We start from the raw sequence: 15,581 nt of genomic DNA, 5'->3' as shown, positions 1-15,581 counted from the left end.
GAGGCCCTTTGCAGAGGGAACGGGCTCAGGCATGGAACGGGAAAACGTGCATTCGCCGGGGTGTGGGGCCAAGGCGGGCAGGGCGAGAGGACAGGGCAAGAATGGGCAATCTGAAAGTCACCATGACCGACGTCGAAGGCGCGACGCAGACGTTCGACGATGTCGAGGAAGGCATGAGCCTGATGGAGCTGGGCAAGCTGCACGGCGTGGCGGGCATCATGGGCGATTGCGGCGGCGGCTGCGCCTGCGCGACCTGCCATGTCTATGTTGCGGAAGACTGGTTCGCGAAAGTCGGCGAGCCGGACGACATCGAGTTCGCGATGCTCGACATGGTGGCCGACGTGATGAAGGACAATTCGCGTCTGGGCTGCCAGATCAAGATGTCGCCCGAGCTGGACGGGATCGAAGTGACGGTGGCGCCTGCCTCTTCGTATTGAAGCTAGATCCTCCCTGTCGCGCAGCGATGGGGAGGGGAACCGCCCGCGCAGCGGGTGGTGGAGGGGGAGAAACCCCTCCGTCACGCACTACGTGCGCGCCACCTCCCCATCGCTGCGCGACAGGGAGGAGTGAAGACTGCCTTTTGCCCGCAAGGGCAAGCACGGCTTCGAAGGCGGGCATGGCGGCGGGGTGGCCGGGCGTCCATATGATAAGGCAAGACAGGCAGTGCCGCGCAGGCAGCAGACCCGCGCATGATAGGCGAGAGGAGCACTCATGGCGACACAGACCACCGAGGACCGCGTTTCCGAGCGGCTTGCGCTTACGCCCGAAGAGACGGCGCTGCTCAAGGAAGGCACGCTGACCGATCGCGCCGTTCAGGCCCATCCGCGCGCGTTCTACCGCGCAATGCGTCACGGCGATCCGATCCATTTCGACGAAAAGCTGGGCTCCTGGCTGGTGACGCGGCACGAGGATATCTCGGCGGTGCAGTCCGATCCGGTCACGTTCTCGGTCAAGCACGGCTATTCCGAACAGCAGGCGCGCGGGATGCGCGAGGAATTCGAGGCCTACTTGCGCGAGCATGGCGGCGGCTACTTCCCCGACGCGATCATGTCCGACCCGCCCTATCACACGCGCATCCGCAAGCTGATGGAGAACGCCTTCACCGCCCACCGCGTGAAGGAACTGGAGCCGCGCATCACCGCCGTTGTCCATGACCTGATCGCCAGCGTGGTGGCCAGGGGAGAGGGCAAATGCGATGCCGTGAAGGACATCGCCATCCCGCTGACCATCCGCGTGATCGTGGAACAGCTCGGGCTCGATCACGGCATGGAAGAGCAGATCTCGCGCTGGTCGGTCGCCGTCACCGCGCAGATCGGCGCCATGCAGACGCGCGAGACGATGCTGGCGAACGCGAAGGAAATCGCCGAGCTGCAGAACTACCTCATCGGCAAGATGCGCGAGCGCGAAGTCACGCCGACCGAGGACATGATTTCCGACCTCGTGAACGCCGAAGTGACCAATGCCGACGGTACGAAGGAAAAGCTGACGTTCGAGGAAGCGGTTTCGCTGTGCCGCGCGGTGCTGATTGCGGGCAACGACACGACCGCGACCGCCATCGGCAACCTGTTCTACGTCCTCACCACCAAGCCGGGCATTGCCGAACTGCTGGAAAGCGTGATCGACGATGACCGCCAGCTCAACCGCTTCATCGAGGAGCATCTGCGCAGCGAGCCGCCGGTGCGCGCGCTTTCGCGCATGACCACGCGCGAAGTGACGGTGAACGGCACCACCATCCCGGAAGGGGCGCACCTGCTGCTGGTCTACGGTTCGGGCAACGATGACGAGACGGTGTTCCCCGAACCGCGCAAGTTCGACATCGAGCGCAAGAACCTCGGCCGTCACGTGGCTTTCGGGGGCGGCCCGCACCGCTGCATCGGCCTCGCACTCGCGCGCATGGAAGTGAAAGTCGCCGCACGCGAGATCGTCAGGCAGATGAAGAACCTCAAGCTGGCGATCCCCGAAAGCGAGATCACCTATCAGCCTTCCGTCGCCACGCGGACGATCGAATCGCTGCCGATCACTTTCGAAACGCGCTGAGGCCGGGCAAGGGGGGAAGACGTGGCACAGGATCTGGCGGGCAAAGTCGCTATCATTACCGGCGGTGCCAGCGGCATCGGCAAGGCGACCGTGGAACTGTTCGTGGCCGAAGGCGCCAAAGTCGTCATCGCCGATATCCAGGATGAGGCGGGCGAGGCACTGGCCGCGAAACTGGGCGATGCCGCCGTGTATCGGCATACCGACGTCGGCAGTGAGGCGGATATACAGGCGGTGGTCGATCTGGCCGTGGAGCGTTTCGGCGGGCTCGATATCCTGTTCAACAACGCGGGCATGTCGTGCGGGGCCTATCCCAGCTTCCTCGACGACAAGCTGGACGATTTCGACCGGGTGATGCGCGTCAACGTGCTCGGGCCGATGCTGGGCACGCGCAATGCCGCGCGGGTGATGAAGGCGAGCGGGAAGGGCGGGGTGATCCTCAACAACTCGTCTATCGCCGGGCTGCTCGCGGGCATGGCGATGATGACGTACCGGGCTTCCAAGGCGGCGCTGATCCAGTTCAGCAAGTCCTCGGCCATCGATCTGGCGCAGCACGGCATTCGCGTGAACTGCATCGTGCCCGGGCATGTCCGCACCGAACTCTCCTCCTTTGGCGAGAAAGGCGCGGACAGCGATCTGGCCGCGCGGATCGAGCAGGGAGTCGGCGCCGTCTATCTCTCCAACCAGCTGATAAAGCGGCGCGGGGAGCCGGAAGACGTCGCCCATGTCGCGCTGTTTCTGGCGAGCGACAAGTCCCGGCACATGACCGGCGCGGTGATCCCGGTCGAAGGCGGGGTGACGACAGGCGATCCGGTCAATCATCTGCAGGAGATCATGGATGCGCGCGCCGCGGCCATCGCGGGCGGCAAGACATAGTGTGAAGAGGGCGCAGGGCGGTGGAAACGAGGTTCGTATCGTTGTTGTCCGTCATCCCCGCGAAGGCGGGGATCCCGCTTTCTATGGCGCAACGTCAGAATCAGAAAAGGCAGCGGGGCCCCCGCCTGCCCAAAGGGCAGTTTATCCTGAGCGGCCGACCTGCCGGCCAGCCGAAGGGCGGGGGCGACGAAGTTTACACTACACCACTTTGAAGAAGGCGCGCCGTAAGAGCGCGTTGCATAAGGAGGGAAGTCATGAGGCAAGTGATTCTGGCCGCGCTGGCGGCCGGTACGGTCCTGTCGGGCACGGATACCGCATTCGCGCAGGCGGCAGGTGAAGAGGGCGCATCGAATGGCGAGATCATCGTCACCGCGCGCCGCCGCGACGAAACGCTTTCAACGGTTCCGGCCGCGATCACCGCGCTGGGCAATGATGATCTGATCCAGCGCGGGGTGCACACCGACTCCGACCTGCAAACGGTCGCGCCGGGACTGACGATTCGCCAGACGCAGGGCAACAACTCGCTGACCTATTCGATCCGCGGGCAGACGGCGGATACCTTCTCTGGCTCGCCCTCCGCCGTGATCGCCTATCTCAACGAAGTGCCGCTGACGATCAACGGCGCCTCCTCGTTCTATGACCTTGAAAACGTGCAGGTTCTGAAAGGACCGCAGGGCACATTGTTCGGGCGCAATGCCACGGGCGGGGCGGTGCTCTACAACTCGGCCAAGCCGGTGAACGAGCTCAAGGCCACGCTGCGCGGCCGGATCGGCAACTACGACATGCACGAAGTGGAAGGCATGGTGAACGTGCCGCTGGTGGACGATACCGTGCTGCTGCGCGCCGCTTTCGATACGGTCCGCAAGGATGGCTACATCCGCAACCTGCTCAACAATGAGCGGCTGGGCAATATCAAGCGCGACAGCGGCCGTGTGACGCTGACAGTGAAGCCCGCTGAGGGCATCACCAACACCACCATGGCGCAATATACGAAGACCGGCGGCACCAATACCGGCGCGTCCTACACCTACAGCGTCTATTCCTGCGGGGATACGAACAACGGCTATGCACTGACCTGCAGTGCCGGGCTGCTGTTCGGGCCGGGGCTGGATGCCGCGTTCGGCACTCCGGGGCTGTGGGATGCCTATCTGGCGGCGCATCCCGATGCCTATGCGCCAGGGCTGGCCGCCTATGTCGACGAGCAGCGCCGGATCGGGCCTTACAAGACCCGCCATCCCGGCGGTGCCAGCCATCACGGCAAGGACTGGTTCGTCACCAACACCACCGAGATCGAACTCGGCGGCGGGGCGACGCTGCGCAATATCTTCGGCTATTCGAATTCGAAGACGCGCTCGGAACAGCCCCAGCTCGGCGCGCCTTTCGTCACGATCCTGACGGCCAATGCCGATGCCGGGGAATACGGCAACCAGCTCAAGGTGCGCTCGTTCTCCGAGGAAGTGCAGCTTCTGGGCGATGTTCTGGACGGGAAGCTGGAATATATCTTCGGCTACTACATGCAGCGCCAGCGCAGCGATACGCTCTGGCCGCAGACCTATTTCGATGTCTCGCCGGTGCTGGCGCCCAGCTATGTCACCAACAATTTCCGCACCCGCAACAAGACCGACGCGCTCTATGGCCAGCTTTCCTACGAGGTCGTTCCCGATCTCAAGCTGACCGGCGGCCTTCGCTACACCTGGGAGCGCGTCTCGATCGAGCAGCTTCCGGCGGCGACGTACACCTATGGCCTGCCCGGCCAGAAAAAGACCTTCTCCGATCCTGCTTGGGAAGTGGGGCTGGAATACAAAATCACGCCCGAGTGGTTCGCCTATCTGAAGACGCGCGGCAGCTTCCGTTCGGGCGGTTTCAACGGCGCGGCCCCGCCTGTGAGCGCCACGGCGACCGGCGGCGGCAACCTGTTCGATTCCGAGCATACGCAGGACATCGAAGGCGGTCTCAAGTATTCGGGTTATGCCTTTGGCCATCCGGCGAATTTCGCGGGCGCGGTGTTCGTGCAGTGGATTCAGGACGTACAGCGCGTCGAGTTCCCCGATCCCGACGGGCCGGGCGGTCTGGCCTCGATCGCGGTGACGGCCAATGTGCCTTCCAGCCGCATCTGGGGCTTTGAGGCGCAGGGCAATGTGCGGCCGGTGGAATGGCTCGAACTGGGTGGCTCGATGGCCTACACCAATGCGAAGTTCACCGACGGCAATATCGAGCTATTCGGCACGCCCTATTCCTATGGGCCGGTGGGCGATACGCCCAAGTTCTCGGGCACGGCTTATGCGCAGATCACGATGCCGGTGGGCGAGAATATGGGCGATGTATCGCTACGTGGCGAAGTCTATGGTCAGAGCGCGCAGTACTTCTCCAACGCGGCGGCTTCGATCGCACCGGGCACGCGCCTGCCGGGCTATGCGCTGGTTCATGCGCGGCTGGACTGGAACGATATCGCCGGTTCCAACTTCTCGGCAGCCTTGTTTGCCAAGAACCTCACCGACAAGGCCTATTTCGTAGGCGGCATGACGCTCGCCGCCGCGCTTGGCCACAATGCCGCCGCGGTGGGCGCGCCGCGCACTTACGGTCTGGAGCTGAGCTTCAAGTACTGAGGAACGAGGCGATGTCCCCGGCGATCTTGCCGGGGATTTCGAGATTGAGCAGGTGGCCCGCGTCGGCATGGTCGATGCGGGCCACGTCTTGTCCGGCTCCGGCGATCACATCCGCGATCAGCCGGAAATCCTCGGTGTCCAGCCCGCCGGTCAGCAGCAGCGTGGGCACGGCGAGATCGGTGAGCCTGTCGATATCGGGCAGTTCCGGGCGCTGATCGTCCTGCACCCACTGCCTTCCGTGGAACCCGGCGATTGATTCGCGCAGCATGTCGGCAGCGGGGCTGGCGCGGGTCGGATCGAAGAGCGGATGCTCCCACCACAGCACGCGCGCGGTCTTCATGTCTCCGGCACGCGCGGCGCGGCCGATCTTTTTCCAGCGCTCGATCCATTCGCTCGTCCACGACCAGCCGACCATCGCCGGACTGATCAGCACCAGCTTGCGCACGCGGTCCGGCCAATTCAGCGCAAAATGGAGTGCGGTGGCCCCGCCCATGGACAGGCCGCACAAGTCGATCCGGTCGATTTGCAGGCGGTCGAGCAGGGCCAGCAGGTCCTCGGCGTGCGAAAAGGGTACTCCGGCCTCTCCGCTCGAATCGCCGAAGCCGCGCTGATCGTAAGTGATCAGCGGAATGTCCGCGGGCATGGCGGAAATCAGCGGCTGCCAGTCATGCCGGGAGCCGCCGAAGCCATGGATGAGGACGAGCGGAGCGCCCGTACCTTCGCGCCGCTCTCCAACGAGGGCGGCATTGTCCAGCTCGATACGAAAAGGGGCGGTCATGGCCGCCCCTTGGTAACGCCATCCGGCCAAGCTGCAAAGGGCGGCGTGTCGTGCTGGCCCTAGTATGAGGGAACCGGGTTCCTATCACCACCTCGTCATCCCCGCGAAAGCGGGGATCCCGCTTCCGGGGCATAGCGCAAGAAAAGAAAGCGGGGCCCCCGCCTGCCCAAAGGGCAGTTTATCCTGAGCGGCCGACCTGTCGGCCAGCCGAAGGGCGGGGGCGACGAATTATGAGGTGACTTCGCTTCCTCGACACGAGGTGTTGCCTGCAGGTAGCCCTGGGCTGAATGCAGGCAATATCTTAAGCGCTCAGGCGGAACCCATGTAGCGGCCGCCGTTCACACTGATGGTCTGACCGGTGATGTAGCTTGCTTCCTCGGACGCGAGGTAGCTGGCGGCGGCGGCGATGTCGTCGACCGTGCCGATGCGCTTGACGGGCAGGGCATCGCCGTAGGCCTTGATCGCGTTCGGGGCCTGCATGACCGCGGCACCCCGCAGCATCGGCGTGTCGATCGAGCCCGGCGGGATCATGTTGGCGGTGATGCCGGTGCCGCCCAGTTCCATCGCCAGCGCCTTGGTCAGCCCGAGCAGACCGCCCTTCGACGAGACATAGGCGGACTGCATCGGCGATCCGGTCTGGGTCGAGGACGAGGTGATGTTGATGATGCGGCCCCATTCGGCCTTGAGCATGTCAGGCACGATCTCGCGCGTGACGAGGAAAGGCCCGCGCAAGTTGATGTGCAGCACTTTGTCCAGCAGCGCATCGTCCATGTCGAGGAACGGCACGAAGGGGGCAATGCCGGCATTGTTCACCAGGATCGTGATCGGGCCCAGCGTGCTGCGGGTCTGCGCCGCCGCCGCCTCGATCGCGGCGCGGTCGGAACAGTCGGCGGTGATCGCGAGGCCCTTGCCGCCCGTTTCGGTGATGGTCTTTACCGTTTCCTCGGCGCCTTCGCCGTTGACGTCCCACACCGCGACGGCGGCGCCGTCCTCTGCCAGGCGGACGGCAATGGCCCGGCCCATGCCCGAACCGGCACCGGTGACGACCGCAACGCGGCCTTTGAGCGAACGTGTCATTGTGAAGACTCTCCCGAAGTGGCTGTGTCAGCTGCTGAACACGTGATCAGTATCCGGCCCGGGGAAGTCAAGCCGCCTAGGCGATGTCCGCAGGCGAAAGCGTCACATCCGTTCGGCAAAGCCGCCGTAGCGGCCACGGTGGAACAGCATCGGATCGTCCTCGCGCACGGTTTCCATGCGCAGAACCTGGCCGAGCACGAACCAGTGGTCGCCCGCTTCGGTGACGGAATAGAGCTTGCACTCGATGCAGGCGATCGAATTGGCGATGACCGGCAGGTTGTGGTCCGACACCACATATTCGACGCCGACGAACTTTTCGGCCCCGCGCGCCGAGACCGAGCGGCACACGTCCTGCTGATCGCTGCCCATCACATTGACGCAGAAATGCCCGGCCTTCTCGATCAGCGGCCAGGACGAGGAGGACTTGTCCGGAAAGAAGCCCACCAGCGGCGGATCGAGCGAGACTGAAGTAAACGTGCCCACGACCATCCCGGCCGGCTTTTCCCCGTCGAGCGCAGTGATCACGCAGACCCCGGTGGGATAGCTGCCGAGCACTTTGCGGAAAGCGGCCGGATCGATGGTTGTCTCACTCACGGGCAATGGTCTCCGTCTGGTTGCGTCTTGCAGCGGGCGCCTGGTCCGGGCCGGGGCCGGAGAGGATACGCCACCGCGATATCGGCGCCGTTCCTGCCTTCTTCGGGGTTTCAGGGCAAGCGCTGTCATGAAAAACGTGCCTTGAAACCTACGCAAATCGAATGGCTGCATCGCAACATGAATGCCGCGCTTGATTGCAGCTGCAGTAGATTTAACCGCGCGCTTAAATTGCTTGCCATCGCGCCGCCAAGAGTGCAGGGGCGGGGCAAATCGGAGTGTCCCGGCAGGCCGGGGCCTGCTGCGCAGGAGATGACCGATGAAGAGAACCCCGCTGATTGCCGCCATGGTGCTTGCCATGGCCTTGTCCGCCTGTTCGGGCGGCAAGCAGGAGCCCGAACCTGCCGCCAGCAGCGAAGCGAGTGCGCAGGCAACGGATGCGGCGGTGGAGGCGGCTGCCGATAACAGTATTCCCGAGGTCCTGCGGGGCCGGTGGGGGCTGGTTCCCGCTGACTGCACCAGCAGCCGGGGCGATGCCAAAGGTCTGCTGACGATCAGCGGCGACACACTCACATTCTACGAATCCGTAGCGGAACTCGGTTTTATAAAGGCGCGTGAGGCCGGCCGGATCACCGCCGCTTTCGAATTTTCGGGCGAGGGCCAGAGCTGGGTTCTCGACGTTACGCTTTCGACGCCGGACGGCGGCAGGACGCTCGTCCGCAAGGACACGGGGCCGGACGCGGCGCCGGAACCGCTCACCTATCAGAAGTGCCCATAAGCGGCAGGTTTACCAAAGACAGGGGTTGAAATGACCGAACAGTTCGGGCTGACCGAAGACCAGATCGCGATCCAGGAGACCGCGCGCAAGTTCACCGCCGACAGGATTACGCCCTTCGCGGCCGAGTGGGACGAGACGTGCCACTATCCGGTGGACGTGTGGAAGGCCGCGGGCGAGCTGGGCTTCGGCGCGATCTACGTTTCGGAAGAGAACGGCGGCATCGGCCTGGGCCGTCTCGACGCGGCGCTGATCATGGAAGCCATGAGCTACGGCTGCCCGGCGACCAGCGCTTACGTCTCGATCCACAACATGGTCGCCTGGATGATCGACACCTTTGCCGATCAGCAGCTCAAGGACCGCTATCTGCCCGATCTGGTGACGATGGAGAAGATCGGTTCCTACTGCCTCACCGAACCCGGCTCGGGCTCGGACGCGGCGGCGCTCAAGACGTCTGCCCGGCTGGAGGGCGATCACTATGTGCTGAACGGCACCAAGCAGTTCATTTCGGGCGGCGGTTATAACGACGTCTATGCGGTCATGGCCCGCACCGGCGAGCACAAGTCGCGCGGGGTGTCCTGCTTCATTGTGGACAAGGACACGCCCGGCCTCAGCTTCGGCGCGCCGGAAAAGAAGCTGGGCTGGAATGCCTCGCCTACCGCGCAGGTGATTTTCGAGGACGTGCGCGTCCCGGTCGAGAACCGCGTCGGCGCCGAGGGGGACGGCTTCAAGTTCGCGATGGCCGGGCTTGACGGCGGGCGCCTCAACATCGGCGCCTGCTCGCTGGGCGGCGCGCAGCGCTGCCTCGACGAGGCGGTGCAGTACGTGAAGGACCGTAAGCAGTTCGATCAGCCGATCGCCGAGTTCCAGAACACCCAGTTCCGCCTCGCCGAAATGGCCGCCGAACTGGAAGCGGCCCGCGCGCTGCTCTACCTCGCCGCCGCCAAGGTGACGGCAGGCGCGCCGGACAAGACGCGCTTTGCCGCCATGGCCAAGATGATGGCGAGCGACACCGGCTCCTCGGTGGTGGACCGCGCGCTGCAGATGTTCGGCGGCTACGGCTACTTGCGCGACTATCCGATCGAGCGCTTCTGGCGCGACTTGCGCGTCCACCGTATCCTCGAAGGCACCAACGAGGTCATGCGCATGATCATCGGGCGCGATCTGCTGAAGTAACGGGGGGATTGCTGAAATCATGACGGATGAGCTGCTGATCCGGCGCGAGGGCGTTGCGGGCATCATTTCGCTGAACCGGCCCAAGGCGATCCATGCGCTGACGCTGGGCATGTGCGAGGGGATGAGCGAAGTGCTCACCCGCTGGGCTGCCGATCCCGAAGTGCAGGTCGTGATCCTCGATCATTCCGAGGGGCGCGGCTTCTGCTCGGGGGGCGACATCAACCTGCTGCGCCAGTCGGCGCTGGAGGATGGCGGCGTCGCCGGGCGGCAGTTCTTCTTCGCGGAATACCGGCTCAACCATCAGCTCTTCACGTATGAAAAGCCGGTGGTCGCGTTCATGGACGGGATCACCATGGGCGGCGGCGTGGGGATTTCCCAGCCCGCGAAATACCGCGTGGCGACGGAGAACACCCGCTTCGCCATGCCCGAAACCGGCATCGGCCTGTTTCCGGACGTGGGCGGCGGCTGGTATCTCTCGCGGCTGGAGGGGCGCGTGGGCCAGTTCCTCGCGCTCACCGGCGCGCGGCTGAAGGGGGAGGAATGCCTCTGGGCCGGTCTCGCCTCGCACTACCTGCCGAGCGAGGAACTGGCCGAAGCCAAGCGCCGCATCGCCGCGGGGCACGAGATCGCGGGCGTGCTGGGCGCGCTGGCGGTCAACCCGCCCGAACCGGCGGTTGCCGGACAGGCCGCGCAGATCCGCAAGCACTTCGCTTTCGACAGGCTGGAGGAAGTCCTGGCCTCGCTCGATGCGGAAGGCAGCGAGTGGGCGGACAAGGAACTGGCCTCGCTGCGCACCAAGAGCCCGCAGGCCTGCAAGGTTTCGCTGCGCCAGCTTGCCGAATCCGCGAAGCTGGAAACTTTCGCACAGAATATGGCGATGGAATACCGCATGGGCAGCCGCGTGATCGTCCTGCCCGACTTTGCCGAGGGCGTGCGCGCGGTGATCGTCGACAAGGATCAGGCGCCGAAATGGAACCCCGCCACACCCGAAGGCGTGACCGACGACATGCTGGATGCGATCTTCGCGCCCTTGCCGGAGAACGAGGAATGGACGCCGCTGTGACTTTTGCCTCGCCCATAGAGCTCTATCACGTCGTCAAGCAGGCGTGGTCGGCCGAGACGATCCCCGATGCGTTCGATCCGGCCAATCCCTGCCTCAACCAGTGCGCGGTAACGGCATTGGCCGTGCAGCATTACTTCGGCGGAGACATCTGCAAGAGCAAGACCCAGGGCGGGACTCACTTCTACAACCTGATCGACGGACGGTATTGGGATCTGGCCACGGACCAGTTCGACGAGCCGATCCCCTACGACAACACGCCGACTTCGCGCGAAGAAGCGCATGAACACGCCAGCGCTGCCCATCTCGCGGCACTGATCGCCAACATCGAAGCGAACACCTGAAGGACATCACCATGAGCTACGAAACGATCCTGGTCGAACAGAAGGGTGCCGTCACCCTGATCACGCTCAACCGCCCGCAGGCGCTCAATGCGCTGAACGCGCAAGTGCTGGCCGACATGATCGATGCCTTCGGCAAGTTCGAGGCGGACGCCTCGCAGCTCTGCGCGGTCGTGACCGGATCGGGCGACAAGGCTTTCGCCGCCGGGGCCGACATCAAGGAGATGGCGGACAAGTCCGGCGCCGAGTTCTATGCGCAGGATTTCTTCTCCGGCTGGACCAACCAGCTTGTGAAGGTAGTGCGTAAGCCGTGGATCGCGGCGGTCAATGGCTTTGCGCTGGGCGGCGGCTGCGAAGTGGCGATGATGGCGGACTTCATCATCGCCTCGGAAACCGCGAAGTTCGGCCAGCCCGAAGTCAAGCTGGGCGTGGCGCCGGGCATGGGCGGCTCGCAGCGCCTCACCCGCGCGGTCGGCAAGGCCAAGGCGATGGACATGTGCCTGACCGGCCGCATGATGGACGCCGCCGAAGCCGAGCGCTCAGGGTTAGTCAGCCGCGTGGTTCCGGCGGACAAGCTGCTGGAAGAAGCGATGAAGGCCGCCGAGACCATCGCCGCGATGCCGCCGCTTGCCGCGATGATGAACAAGGAACTGGTCGACATGGCGTTCGAGACCACGCTCGACACCGGCCTCGTCATGGAGCGCCGCATGTTCCAGGTGCTGACCGCCACGGAAGACAAGGCCGAAGGCATGAAGGCTTTCGTCGAGAAGCGGCCGGGCGTCTGGAAGGGCAGGTGATTGCTGCCTTTTTCTTTGCGGTGTTCGGGGCATTCCTGACTTGGGTGTCTGTCCTCAATTGGCGGCATCGCGGTGAAGAAAAGATAAGTCTGCTGGAGGCTGCGATCCTGAAGGCGGCGGGAGAAGACCCTCTTCCGCCGTCATGGATCGATCGGCTTCTGCACAAGTTTCACATCGCTTTTGCGTCTGTTTTTGGCCCATTGTTCCTGTTTCTGGCGCTGGCGATGCTGATCAACGAACTTGGGAGAATGACATGAAGACGATCGCGTTCATCGGCCTTGGCAATATGGGGGGCGGCATGGCCGTGAACCTCGTGAAGGCGGGGCACAAGGTCCGTGCCTTCGATCTTTCAGAAGAAGCGCTGGCCAGGGCGAAGGACAACGGCTGCGAGACCTTCGCCACCGTTGCCGAAGCCGTCGCCGGGGCGGATGCGGTCGTCACCATGCTGCCCAACGGCCAGATCGTGAAATCGGTCTATACTGGCGACGTGATCGGCAAGGCGCCCAAGGGCGCGCTGTTCCTCGATTGCTCGACCATCGATGTCGCCACCGCGCGCGAAGTGGCCGGGCTCGCCGGGGAGGCGGGCTATACGATGGTCGATGCCCCGGTCTCGGGCGGCATCGCGGCCGCGAACGGCGGCACGCTGACGTTCATGGTCGGCGGCTCGGAGGAGGCTTTCGCACAGGCGGAGAAGGTGCTGGAGCCGATGGCCAAGGCGGTGATCCATGCCGGGCAGGCCGGCAGCGGGCAGGCTGCCAAGATGTGCAACAACATGCTGCTGGCGATCCACATGATCGGCACTTGCGAGGCGATGGCGCTGGCGGAGAAGGCCGGGCTGGACCCGCAGAAATTCTATGAGATCAGCTCGAAGTCGACGGGCTATTGCTGGTCGCTCAACGACTATACCCCGGTTCCGGGCATCGGCGCGGCGAGCCCGGCGGACAACGGTTACGAGGGCGGCTTCGCCTCGGCGCTGATGCTCAAGGATCTGGGGCTGGCGATCGGCAGCGCGCACGACACGGATGCCAAGGTTCCGCTCGGCGAACATGCGCTGGAAATCTACAAGGCCTTTGTCGAGGCAGGCAATGGCGGCAAGGACTTCGGCGCGATCTTCACGACGTTGTGAAGGCGTGCTGCGGAAAGGGCATCGGGTGAATATCAGGCAAGACGATCCGGCCGCGCCGCATGTTTCCGGTCTGCTTGCCTTTCATCTTGAGGAGCTTCGCGGCGTGATGGGCGAGCACGCTTTCGCGCTCGATGCGAGCGGGCTCTCATCCCCCGATGTCACGTTCTGGACCGCTTGGCGGGAGGACGAGCTGGCGGGCTTCGCGGCCCTCAAGCATCTCGGCGCCGGTCTGGGCGAAGTCAAATCGATGCGGGCCGCCCCATCCGCGCGCGGTTCCGGCGTGGGCCGGGCGCTGATGGACCACGTCATCGCCGAAGCCCGGCAGCGCGGATATCGCGAACTCTATCTGGAAACCGGCACCGCGCCGCTGCACGAACCGGCGATCGGGCTCTACCGGCGGTCCGGCTTCGTCAATTGCGCGGCTTTCGCGGACTACCAGCCCAGCCCGCACAACCAGTTCATGGTGCTGGCTCTCTGAGCCCCCGCCGCCGTTCGATTTCGAAACGCGGCAGCTTCATCCCCTTGGTGCGGCTGGTCAGGTGATACTGGCGGCACAGCCCGCAGCGGTAGGGGCGCAGCGGGAAGGGCGCCTTTGCCGCAGCTTCCAGCGCCGCGTCCTCGCTCGCGTAGCGGACCTTGCGGCGGCAGATGCCGGGGCGGGTGCGCATTACCCTGTCTCGGTGATGGACAGCGTGATCATGGCGATCCCGCACAGGACAAGGAAGATACCCGCTGCCCGCATTTTGCGGTCTGACTTGTAAGGCGGATAGGCCAGCAGAGAGCGGCGTTCTTCAAAAAAGGTTTCCTCAGCCCCAGCATCCAGTTGAGCGAGACGCTCGCTCCATGCGGCTTCGGCGGCTTTCCGCTTGCGATGGGGCCATAGAGCCATCGGAATGCCTGAAACGAGGCTTAAAATACCAATAGCGAAGCCGAAGAAGTCCATGATCTTTGCCCGCCCGATGCGTCAGCCGAGCAGCTTCGCGCCCAGCAGCATCAGCATCTTCACGTCGATGGCGTAACCTTCGGCACGCCAGCCCGCCACGGCCTCGCCGATCTGCGCGAGCGGCACGCGGTGGACCACGATGTCCTCGCTGTCGACACCGCCGCCTTCGCCCACTTTCACCAGATCGTGGGCGCGGAACAGGGTGAAGCTTTCGCTGACCATGCCGGGCGAGGAGAAGAACTCGCCGAGGTCTTCCATGCGGCCCGCCCGGTAGCCGGTTTCCTCTTCCAGCTCGCGCAGGGCGGCGACGCTGGCGTCTTCCCCGGCGACATCGTCATGATCGCCCACCAGCCCGGCGGGCAGTTCCATGCAGCGCCTGCCCAGCGGCACGCGGTACTGATCGACGAGGATCACGTGATCCTCGGCATCGACCGCCAGGATCACCGCCGCATGGATGCCGCGCGCGCGGCCGACATATTCCCACTTGCCGCGCCGCTTGGCCGTTATGAAGCGGCCCTCCCACATGATCTCTTCGGGTTTACCGGCATCGTAGTGGTCGGCCAGATCTTCGCTCACGCCTGTCATAGCTCGATTCATACCTCGATCAGTCTGTCGGGAAGTTCGTTCACATCGTCGTCCGCGCGCGGGAAGTGCGGCGCGACGATCGCGCCCACTTTGCCGATCGCGGCGCACATGCCGTCGGCGATCCGGCCCTCGCGCACATGAGTAAGCATGGCTGCCATGGCATCGCCCCAGACTTGTGGATCGACCTTGGTGGCAATCGCTTCGTCGGCGACGATTTCGGCGCGGTGTTCGCGCATCGAAAGGTAGATCAGCACGCCGGTGCGCCCCATGGTGCGTTGCTCGGCACCGATGCGGAAAGCGCGGACGGCGCGGTCATGCACGCGCGCGGTCTTCACCGCCGCCGGGATCAGCCGGAACTTGAGCGGCTGCCAGTACTGGACGAGGAACACCACGCCAAAGCTCAGCGCGGCCATAGCCGCCGCCAGCGAAATGATCGCGCGCGGCGTCCATTCGTGGCCCCAGTCGGCCAGCAGGTGATCGTAGAGGCCGAGATAGAAGCCCGGCGTGATGACAAGCACGCACAGCGCCAGCAGCGAGGCTGCCGACGACCAGGCGAGCTGGACGTCGGTATAGCCATCGGACCGGTCGGCCAGGATCGTGACGATCTCGCCCGCGCTCTGCAGTTCGGCCTCAGCCACGGCGGCGCTGATCTTCGCGTGATCGTCCGCCGAGAGATAGGTAGTCGGGGTCATGGCTGTCTCCCTTACCAGCTGCCGCTCGAACCGCCGCCGCCGAAGCTGCCGCCGCCGCCGGAAAAGCCGCCTCCGCCGCCGAAGCCGCCCCCGAAGCCGCCGCCGCCTCCCCAGCCGCCGCCAC

The 15,581-nt window shown here is 64.7% G+C and carries 19 protein-coding genes; 12 read left to right on the top strand and 7 right to left on the bottom strand.

Annotation, left to right across the window (positions count from 1 at the left end; all coding sequences use genetic code 11):
* Positions 1 to 101 precede the first annotated feature (101 nt).
* From MTR66_RS16960 to MTR66_RS16945, 4 genes are all read left to right on the top strand, one after another.
* Positions 102 to 437, top strand: a complete 336-nt coding sequence (locus MTR66_RS16960) for a 2Fe-2S iron-sulfur cluster-binding protein (RefSeq protein ID WP_243923240.1) — start codon at positions 102 to 104, stop codon at positions 435 to 437.
* 274 nt (positions 438 to 711) lie between these two features.
* Entirely contained in the window at positions 712 to 2,037 is a 1,326-nt protein-coding gene (locus MTR66_RS16955; RefSeq protein ID WP_243923239.1) for a cytochrome P450, read from the top strand.
* Positions 2,038 to 2,058: 21 nt separating this feature from the next.
* Complete coding sequence (locus MTR66_RS16950) at positions 2,059 to 2,910, top strand: SDR family NAD(P)-dependent oxidoreductase (protein WP_243923238.1); 852 nt, start codon at positions 2,059 to 2,061, stop codon at positions 2,908 to 2,910.
* Positions 2,911 to 3,164: 254 nt separating this feature from the next.
* Positions 3,165 to 5,516 carry a TonB-dependent receptor gene (locus MTR66_RS16945; RefSeq protein ID WP_243923237.1) on the top strand — a complete coding sequence of 784 codons (2,352 nt, stop codon included), beginning with the start codon at positions 3,165 to 3,167 and terminating at the stop codon, positions 5,514 to 5,516.
* Here MTR66_RS16945 and MTR66_RS16940 read toward each other — a convergent pair.
* The 3 genes from MTR66_RS16940 to MTR66_RS16930 all read right to left on the bottom strand — a co-directional run bounded on the left by MTR66_RS16940 (position 5,506) and on the right by MTR66_RS16930 (position 7,965).
* On the bottom strand, positions 5,506 to 6,294 hold the full coding sequence (locus MTR66_RS16940) for an alpha/beta fold hydrolase (RefSeq protein ID WP_243923235.1): 789 nt from the start codon (positions 6,292 to 6,294) through the stop codon (positions 5,506 to 5,508). The genes MTR66_RS16945 and MTR66_RS16940 overlap by 11 nt on opposite strands.
* Before the next feature lie 309 nt (positions 6,295 to 6,603).
* A complete protein-coding gene (locus MTR66_RS16935) occupies positions 6,604 to 7,371 on the bottom strand; it encodes an SDR family NAD(P)-dependent oxidoreductase (RefSeq protein WP_243923233.1) in 768 nt (255 codons plus the stop codon).
* Positions 7,372 to 7,473: 102 nt separating this feature from the next.
* Positions 7,474 to 7,965, bottom strand: a complete 492-nt coding sequence (locus MTR66_RS16930) for a flavin reductase family protein (protein WP_243923231.1) — start codon at positions 7,963 to 7,965, stop codon at positions 7,474 to 7,476.
* A gap of 316 nt (positions 7,966 to 8,281) precedes the next feature.
* Here MTR66_RS16930 and MTR66_RS16925 point away from each other — a divergent pair, with 316 nt between their 5' ends.
* The 8 genes from MTR66_RS16925 to MTR66_RS16890 are packed head-to-tail and all read left to right on the top strand — an operon-like array spanning position 8,282 to position 13,715.
* Positions 8,282 to 8,740, top strand: a complete 459-nt coding sequence (locus tag MTR66_RS16925; RefSeq protein WP_243923229.1) for a hypothetical protein — start codon at positions 8,282 to 8,284, stop codon at positions 8,738 to 8,740.
* A 30-nt stretch (positions 8,741 to 8,770) separates the two neighbouring features.
* A complete protein-coding gene (locus MTR66_RS16920; protein ID WP_243923227.1) occupies positions 8,771 to 9,913 on the top strand; it encodes an acyl-CoA dehydrogenase family protein in 1,143 nt (380 codons plus the stop codon).
* 19 nt (positions 9,914 to 9,932) lie between these two features.
* Positions 9,933 to 10,976: an enoyl-CoA hydratase/isomerase family protein gene (locus MTR66_RS16915; RefSeq protein ID WP_243923225.1), complete on the top strand. Its 1,044-nt coding sequence runs from the start codon at positions 9,933 to 9,935 to the stop codon at positions 10,974 to 10,976.
* Positions 10,961 to 11,317: a YunG family protein gene (locus tag MTR66_RS16910; RefSeq protein ID WP_243923223.1), complete on the top strand. Its 357-nt coding sequence runs from the start codon at positions 10,961 to 10,963 to the stop codon at positions 11,315 to 11,317. The genes MTR66_RS16915 and MTR66_RS16910 overlap by 16 nt, the downstream gene beginning before the upstream one ends.
* Positions 11,318 to 11,328: 11 nt before the next feature.
* Positions 11,329 to 12,111, top strand: a complete 783-nt coding sequence (locus tag MTR66_RS16905; RefSeq protein WP_243923221.1) for an enoyl-CoA hydratase-related protein — start codon at positions 11,329 to 11,331, stop codon at positions 12,109 to 12,111.
* On the top strand, positions 12,108 to 12,368 hold the full coding sequence (locus tag MTR66_RS16900; protein ID WP_243923219.1) for a hypothetical protein: 261 nt from the start codon (positions 12,108 to 12,110) through the stop codon (positions 12,366 to 12,368). The genes MTR66_RS16905 and MTR66_RS16900 overlap by 4 nt, the downstream gene beginning before the upstream one ends.
* Positions 12,365 to 13,237, top strand: coding sequence for a 3-hydroxyisobutyrate dehydrogenase (gene mmsB, locus MTR66_RS16895; protein WP_243923217.1), 873 nt, complete (start codon positions 12,365 to 12,367; stop codon positions 13,235 to 13,237). The genes MTR66_RS16900 and mmsB overlap by 4 nt, the downstream gene beginning before the upstream one ends.
* Positions 13,238 to 13,262: 25 nt before the next feature.
* Positions 13,263 to 13,715 (top strand): GNAT family N-acetyltransferase, encoded by a 453-nt coding sequence (locus MTR66_RS16890; RefSeq protein ID WP_243923215.1) that lies wholly within the window; start codon positions 13,263 to 13,265, stop codon positions 13,713 to 13,715.
* Here the strand turns inward: MTR66_RS16890 and MTR66_RS16885 are convergent.
* The 4 genes from MTR66_RS16885 to MTR66_RS16870 are packed head-to-tail and all read right to left on the bottom strand — an operon-like array spanning position 13,696 to position 15,457.
* Positions 13,696 to 13,905, bottom strand: coding sequence for a hypothetical protein (locus MTR66_RS16885; protein ID WP_243923213.1), 210 nt, complete (start codon positions 13,903 to 13,905; stop codon positions 13,696 to 13,698). The genes MTR66_RS16890 and MTR66_RS16885 overlap by 20 nt on opposite strands.
* Positions 13,905 to 14,180 (bottom strand): hypothetical protein, encoded by a 276-nt coding sequence (locus tag MTR66_RS16880; protein ID WP_243923211.1) that lies wholly within the window; start codon positions 14,178 to 14,180, stop codon positions 13,905 to 13,907. The genes MTR66_RS16885 and MTR66_RS16880 overlap by 1 nt, the downstream gene beginning before the upstream one ends.
* Positions 14,181 to 14,201: 21 nt before the next feature.
* The gene (locus MTR66_RS16875; RefSeq protein WP_243923209.1) at positions 14,202 to 14,765 is read right to left on the bottom strand and encodes an NUDIX hydrolase; all 564 of its coding nucleotides are present in this window, start codon (positions 14,763 to 14,765) and stop codon (positions 14,202 to 14,204) included.
* An 8-nt stretch (positions 14,766 to 14,773) separates the two neighbouring features.
* A complete protein-coding gene (locus tag MTR66_RS16870) occupies positions 14,774 to 15,457 on the bottom strand; it encodes a TPM domain-containing protein (protein ID WP_243923207.1) in 684 nt (227 codons plus the stop codon).
* Positions 15,458 to 15,581 lie beyond the last annotated feature (124 nt).

It is taken from the genome of Novosphingobium beihaiense (genome assembly GCF_022832375.1).
In the GTDB taxonomy this organism is placed as follows: domain Bacteria; phylum Pseudomonadota; class Alphaproteobacteria; order Sphingomonadales; family Sphingomonadaceae; genus Novosphingobium; species Novosphingobium beihaiensis.
This window is presented reverse-complemented; position numbering and strand designations above follow the sequence as displayed.

Excerpts from the sequence above, each read along its gene's own strand:
- MTR66_RS16960 (WP_243923240.1), top strand. The coding sequence starts at position 102 with ATGGGCAATCTGAAAGTCACCATGACCGACGTCGAAGGCGCGACGCAG.
- MTR66_RS16955 (WP_243923239.1), top strand. The coding sequence starts at position 712 with ATGGCGACACAGACCACCGAGGACCGCGTTTCCGAGCGGCTTGCGCTT.
- MTR66_RS16945 (WP_243923237.1), top strand. The coding sequence starts at position 3,165 with ATGAGGCAAGTGATTCTGGCCGCGCTGGCGGCCGGTACGGTCCTGTCG.
- MTR66_RS16940 (WP_243923235.1), bottom strand. The coding sequence starts at position 6,294 with ATGACCGCCCCTTTTCGTATCGAGCTGGACAATGCCGCCCTCGTTGGA.
- MTR66_RS16935 (WP_243923233.1), bottom strand. The coding sequence starts at position 7,371 with ATGACACGTTCGCTCAAAGGCCGCGTTGCGGTCGTCACCGGTGCCGGT.
- MTR66_RS16925 (WP_243923229.1), top strand. The coding sequence starts at position 8,282 with ATGAAGAGAACCCCGCTGATTGCCGCCATGGTGCTTGCCATGGCCTTG.
- MTR66_RS16920 (WP_243923227.1), top strand. The coding sequence starts at position 8,771 with ATGACCGAACAGTTCGGGCTGACCGAAGACCAGATCGCGATCCAGGAG.
- MTR66_RS16915 (WP_243923225.1), top strand. The coding sequence starts at position 9,933 with ATGACGGATGAGCTGCTGATCCGGCGCGAGGGCGTTGCGGGCATCATT.
- MTR66_RS16910 (WP_243923223.1), top strand. The coding sequence starts at position 10,961 with ATGGACGCCGCTGTGACTTTTGCCTCGCCCATAGAGCTCTATCACGTC.
- MTR66_RS16905 (WP_243923221.1), top strand. The coding sequence starts at position 11,329 with ATGAGCTACGAAACGATCCTGGTCGAACAGAAGGGTGCCGTCACCCTG.
- mmsB (WP_243923217.1), top strand. The coding sequence starts at position 12,365 with ATGAAGACGATCGCGTTCATCGGCCTTGGCAATATGGGGGGCGGCATG.
- MTR66_RS16885 (WP_243923213.1), bottom strand. The coding sequence starts at position 13,905 with ATGCGCACCCGCCCCGGCATCTGCCGCCGCAAGGTCCGCTACGCGAGC.
- MTR66_RS16880 (WP_243923211.1), bottom strand. The coding sequence starts at position 14,180 with ATGGACTTCTTCGGCTTCGCTATTGGTATTTTAAGCCTCGTTTCAGGC.
- MTR66_RS16875 (WP_243923209.1), bottom strand. The coding sequence starts at position 14,765 with ATGACAGGCGTGAGCGAAGATCTGGCCGACCACTACGATGCCGGTAAA.
- MTR66_RS16870 (WP_243923207.1), bottom strand. The coding sequence starts at position 15,457 with ATGACCCCGACTACCTATCTCTCGGCGGACGATCACGCGAAGATCAGC.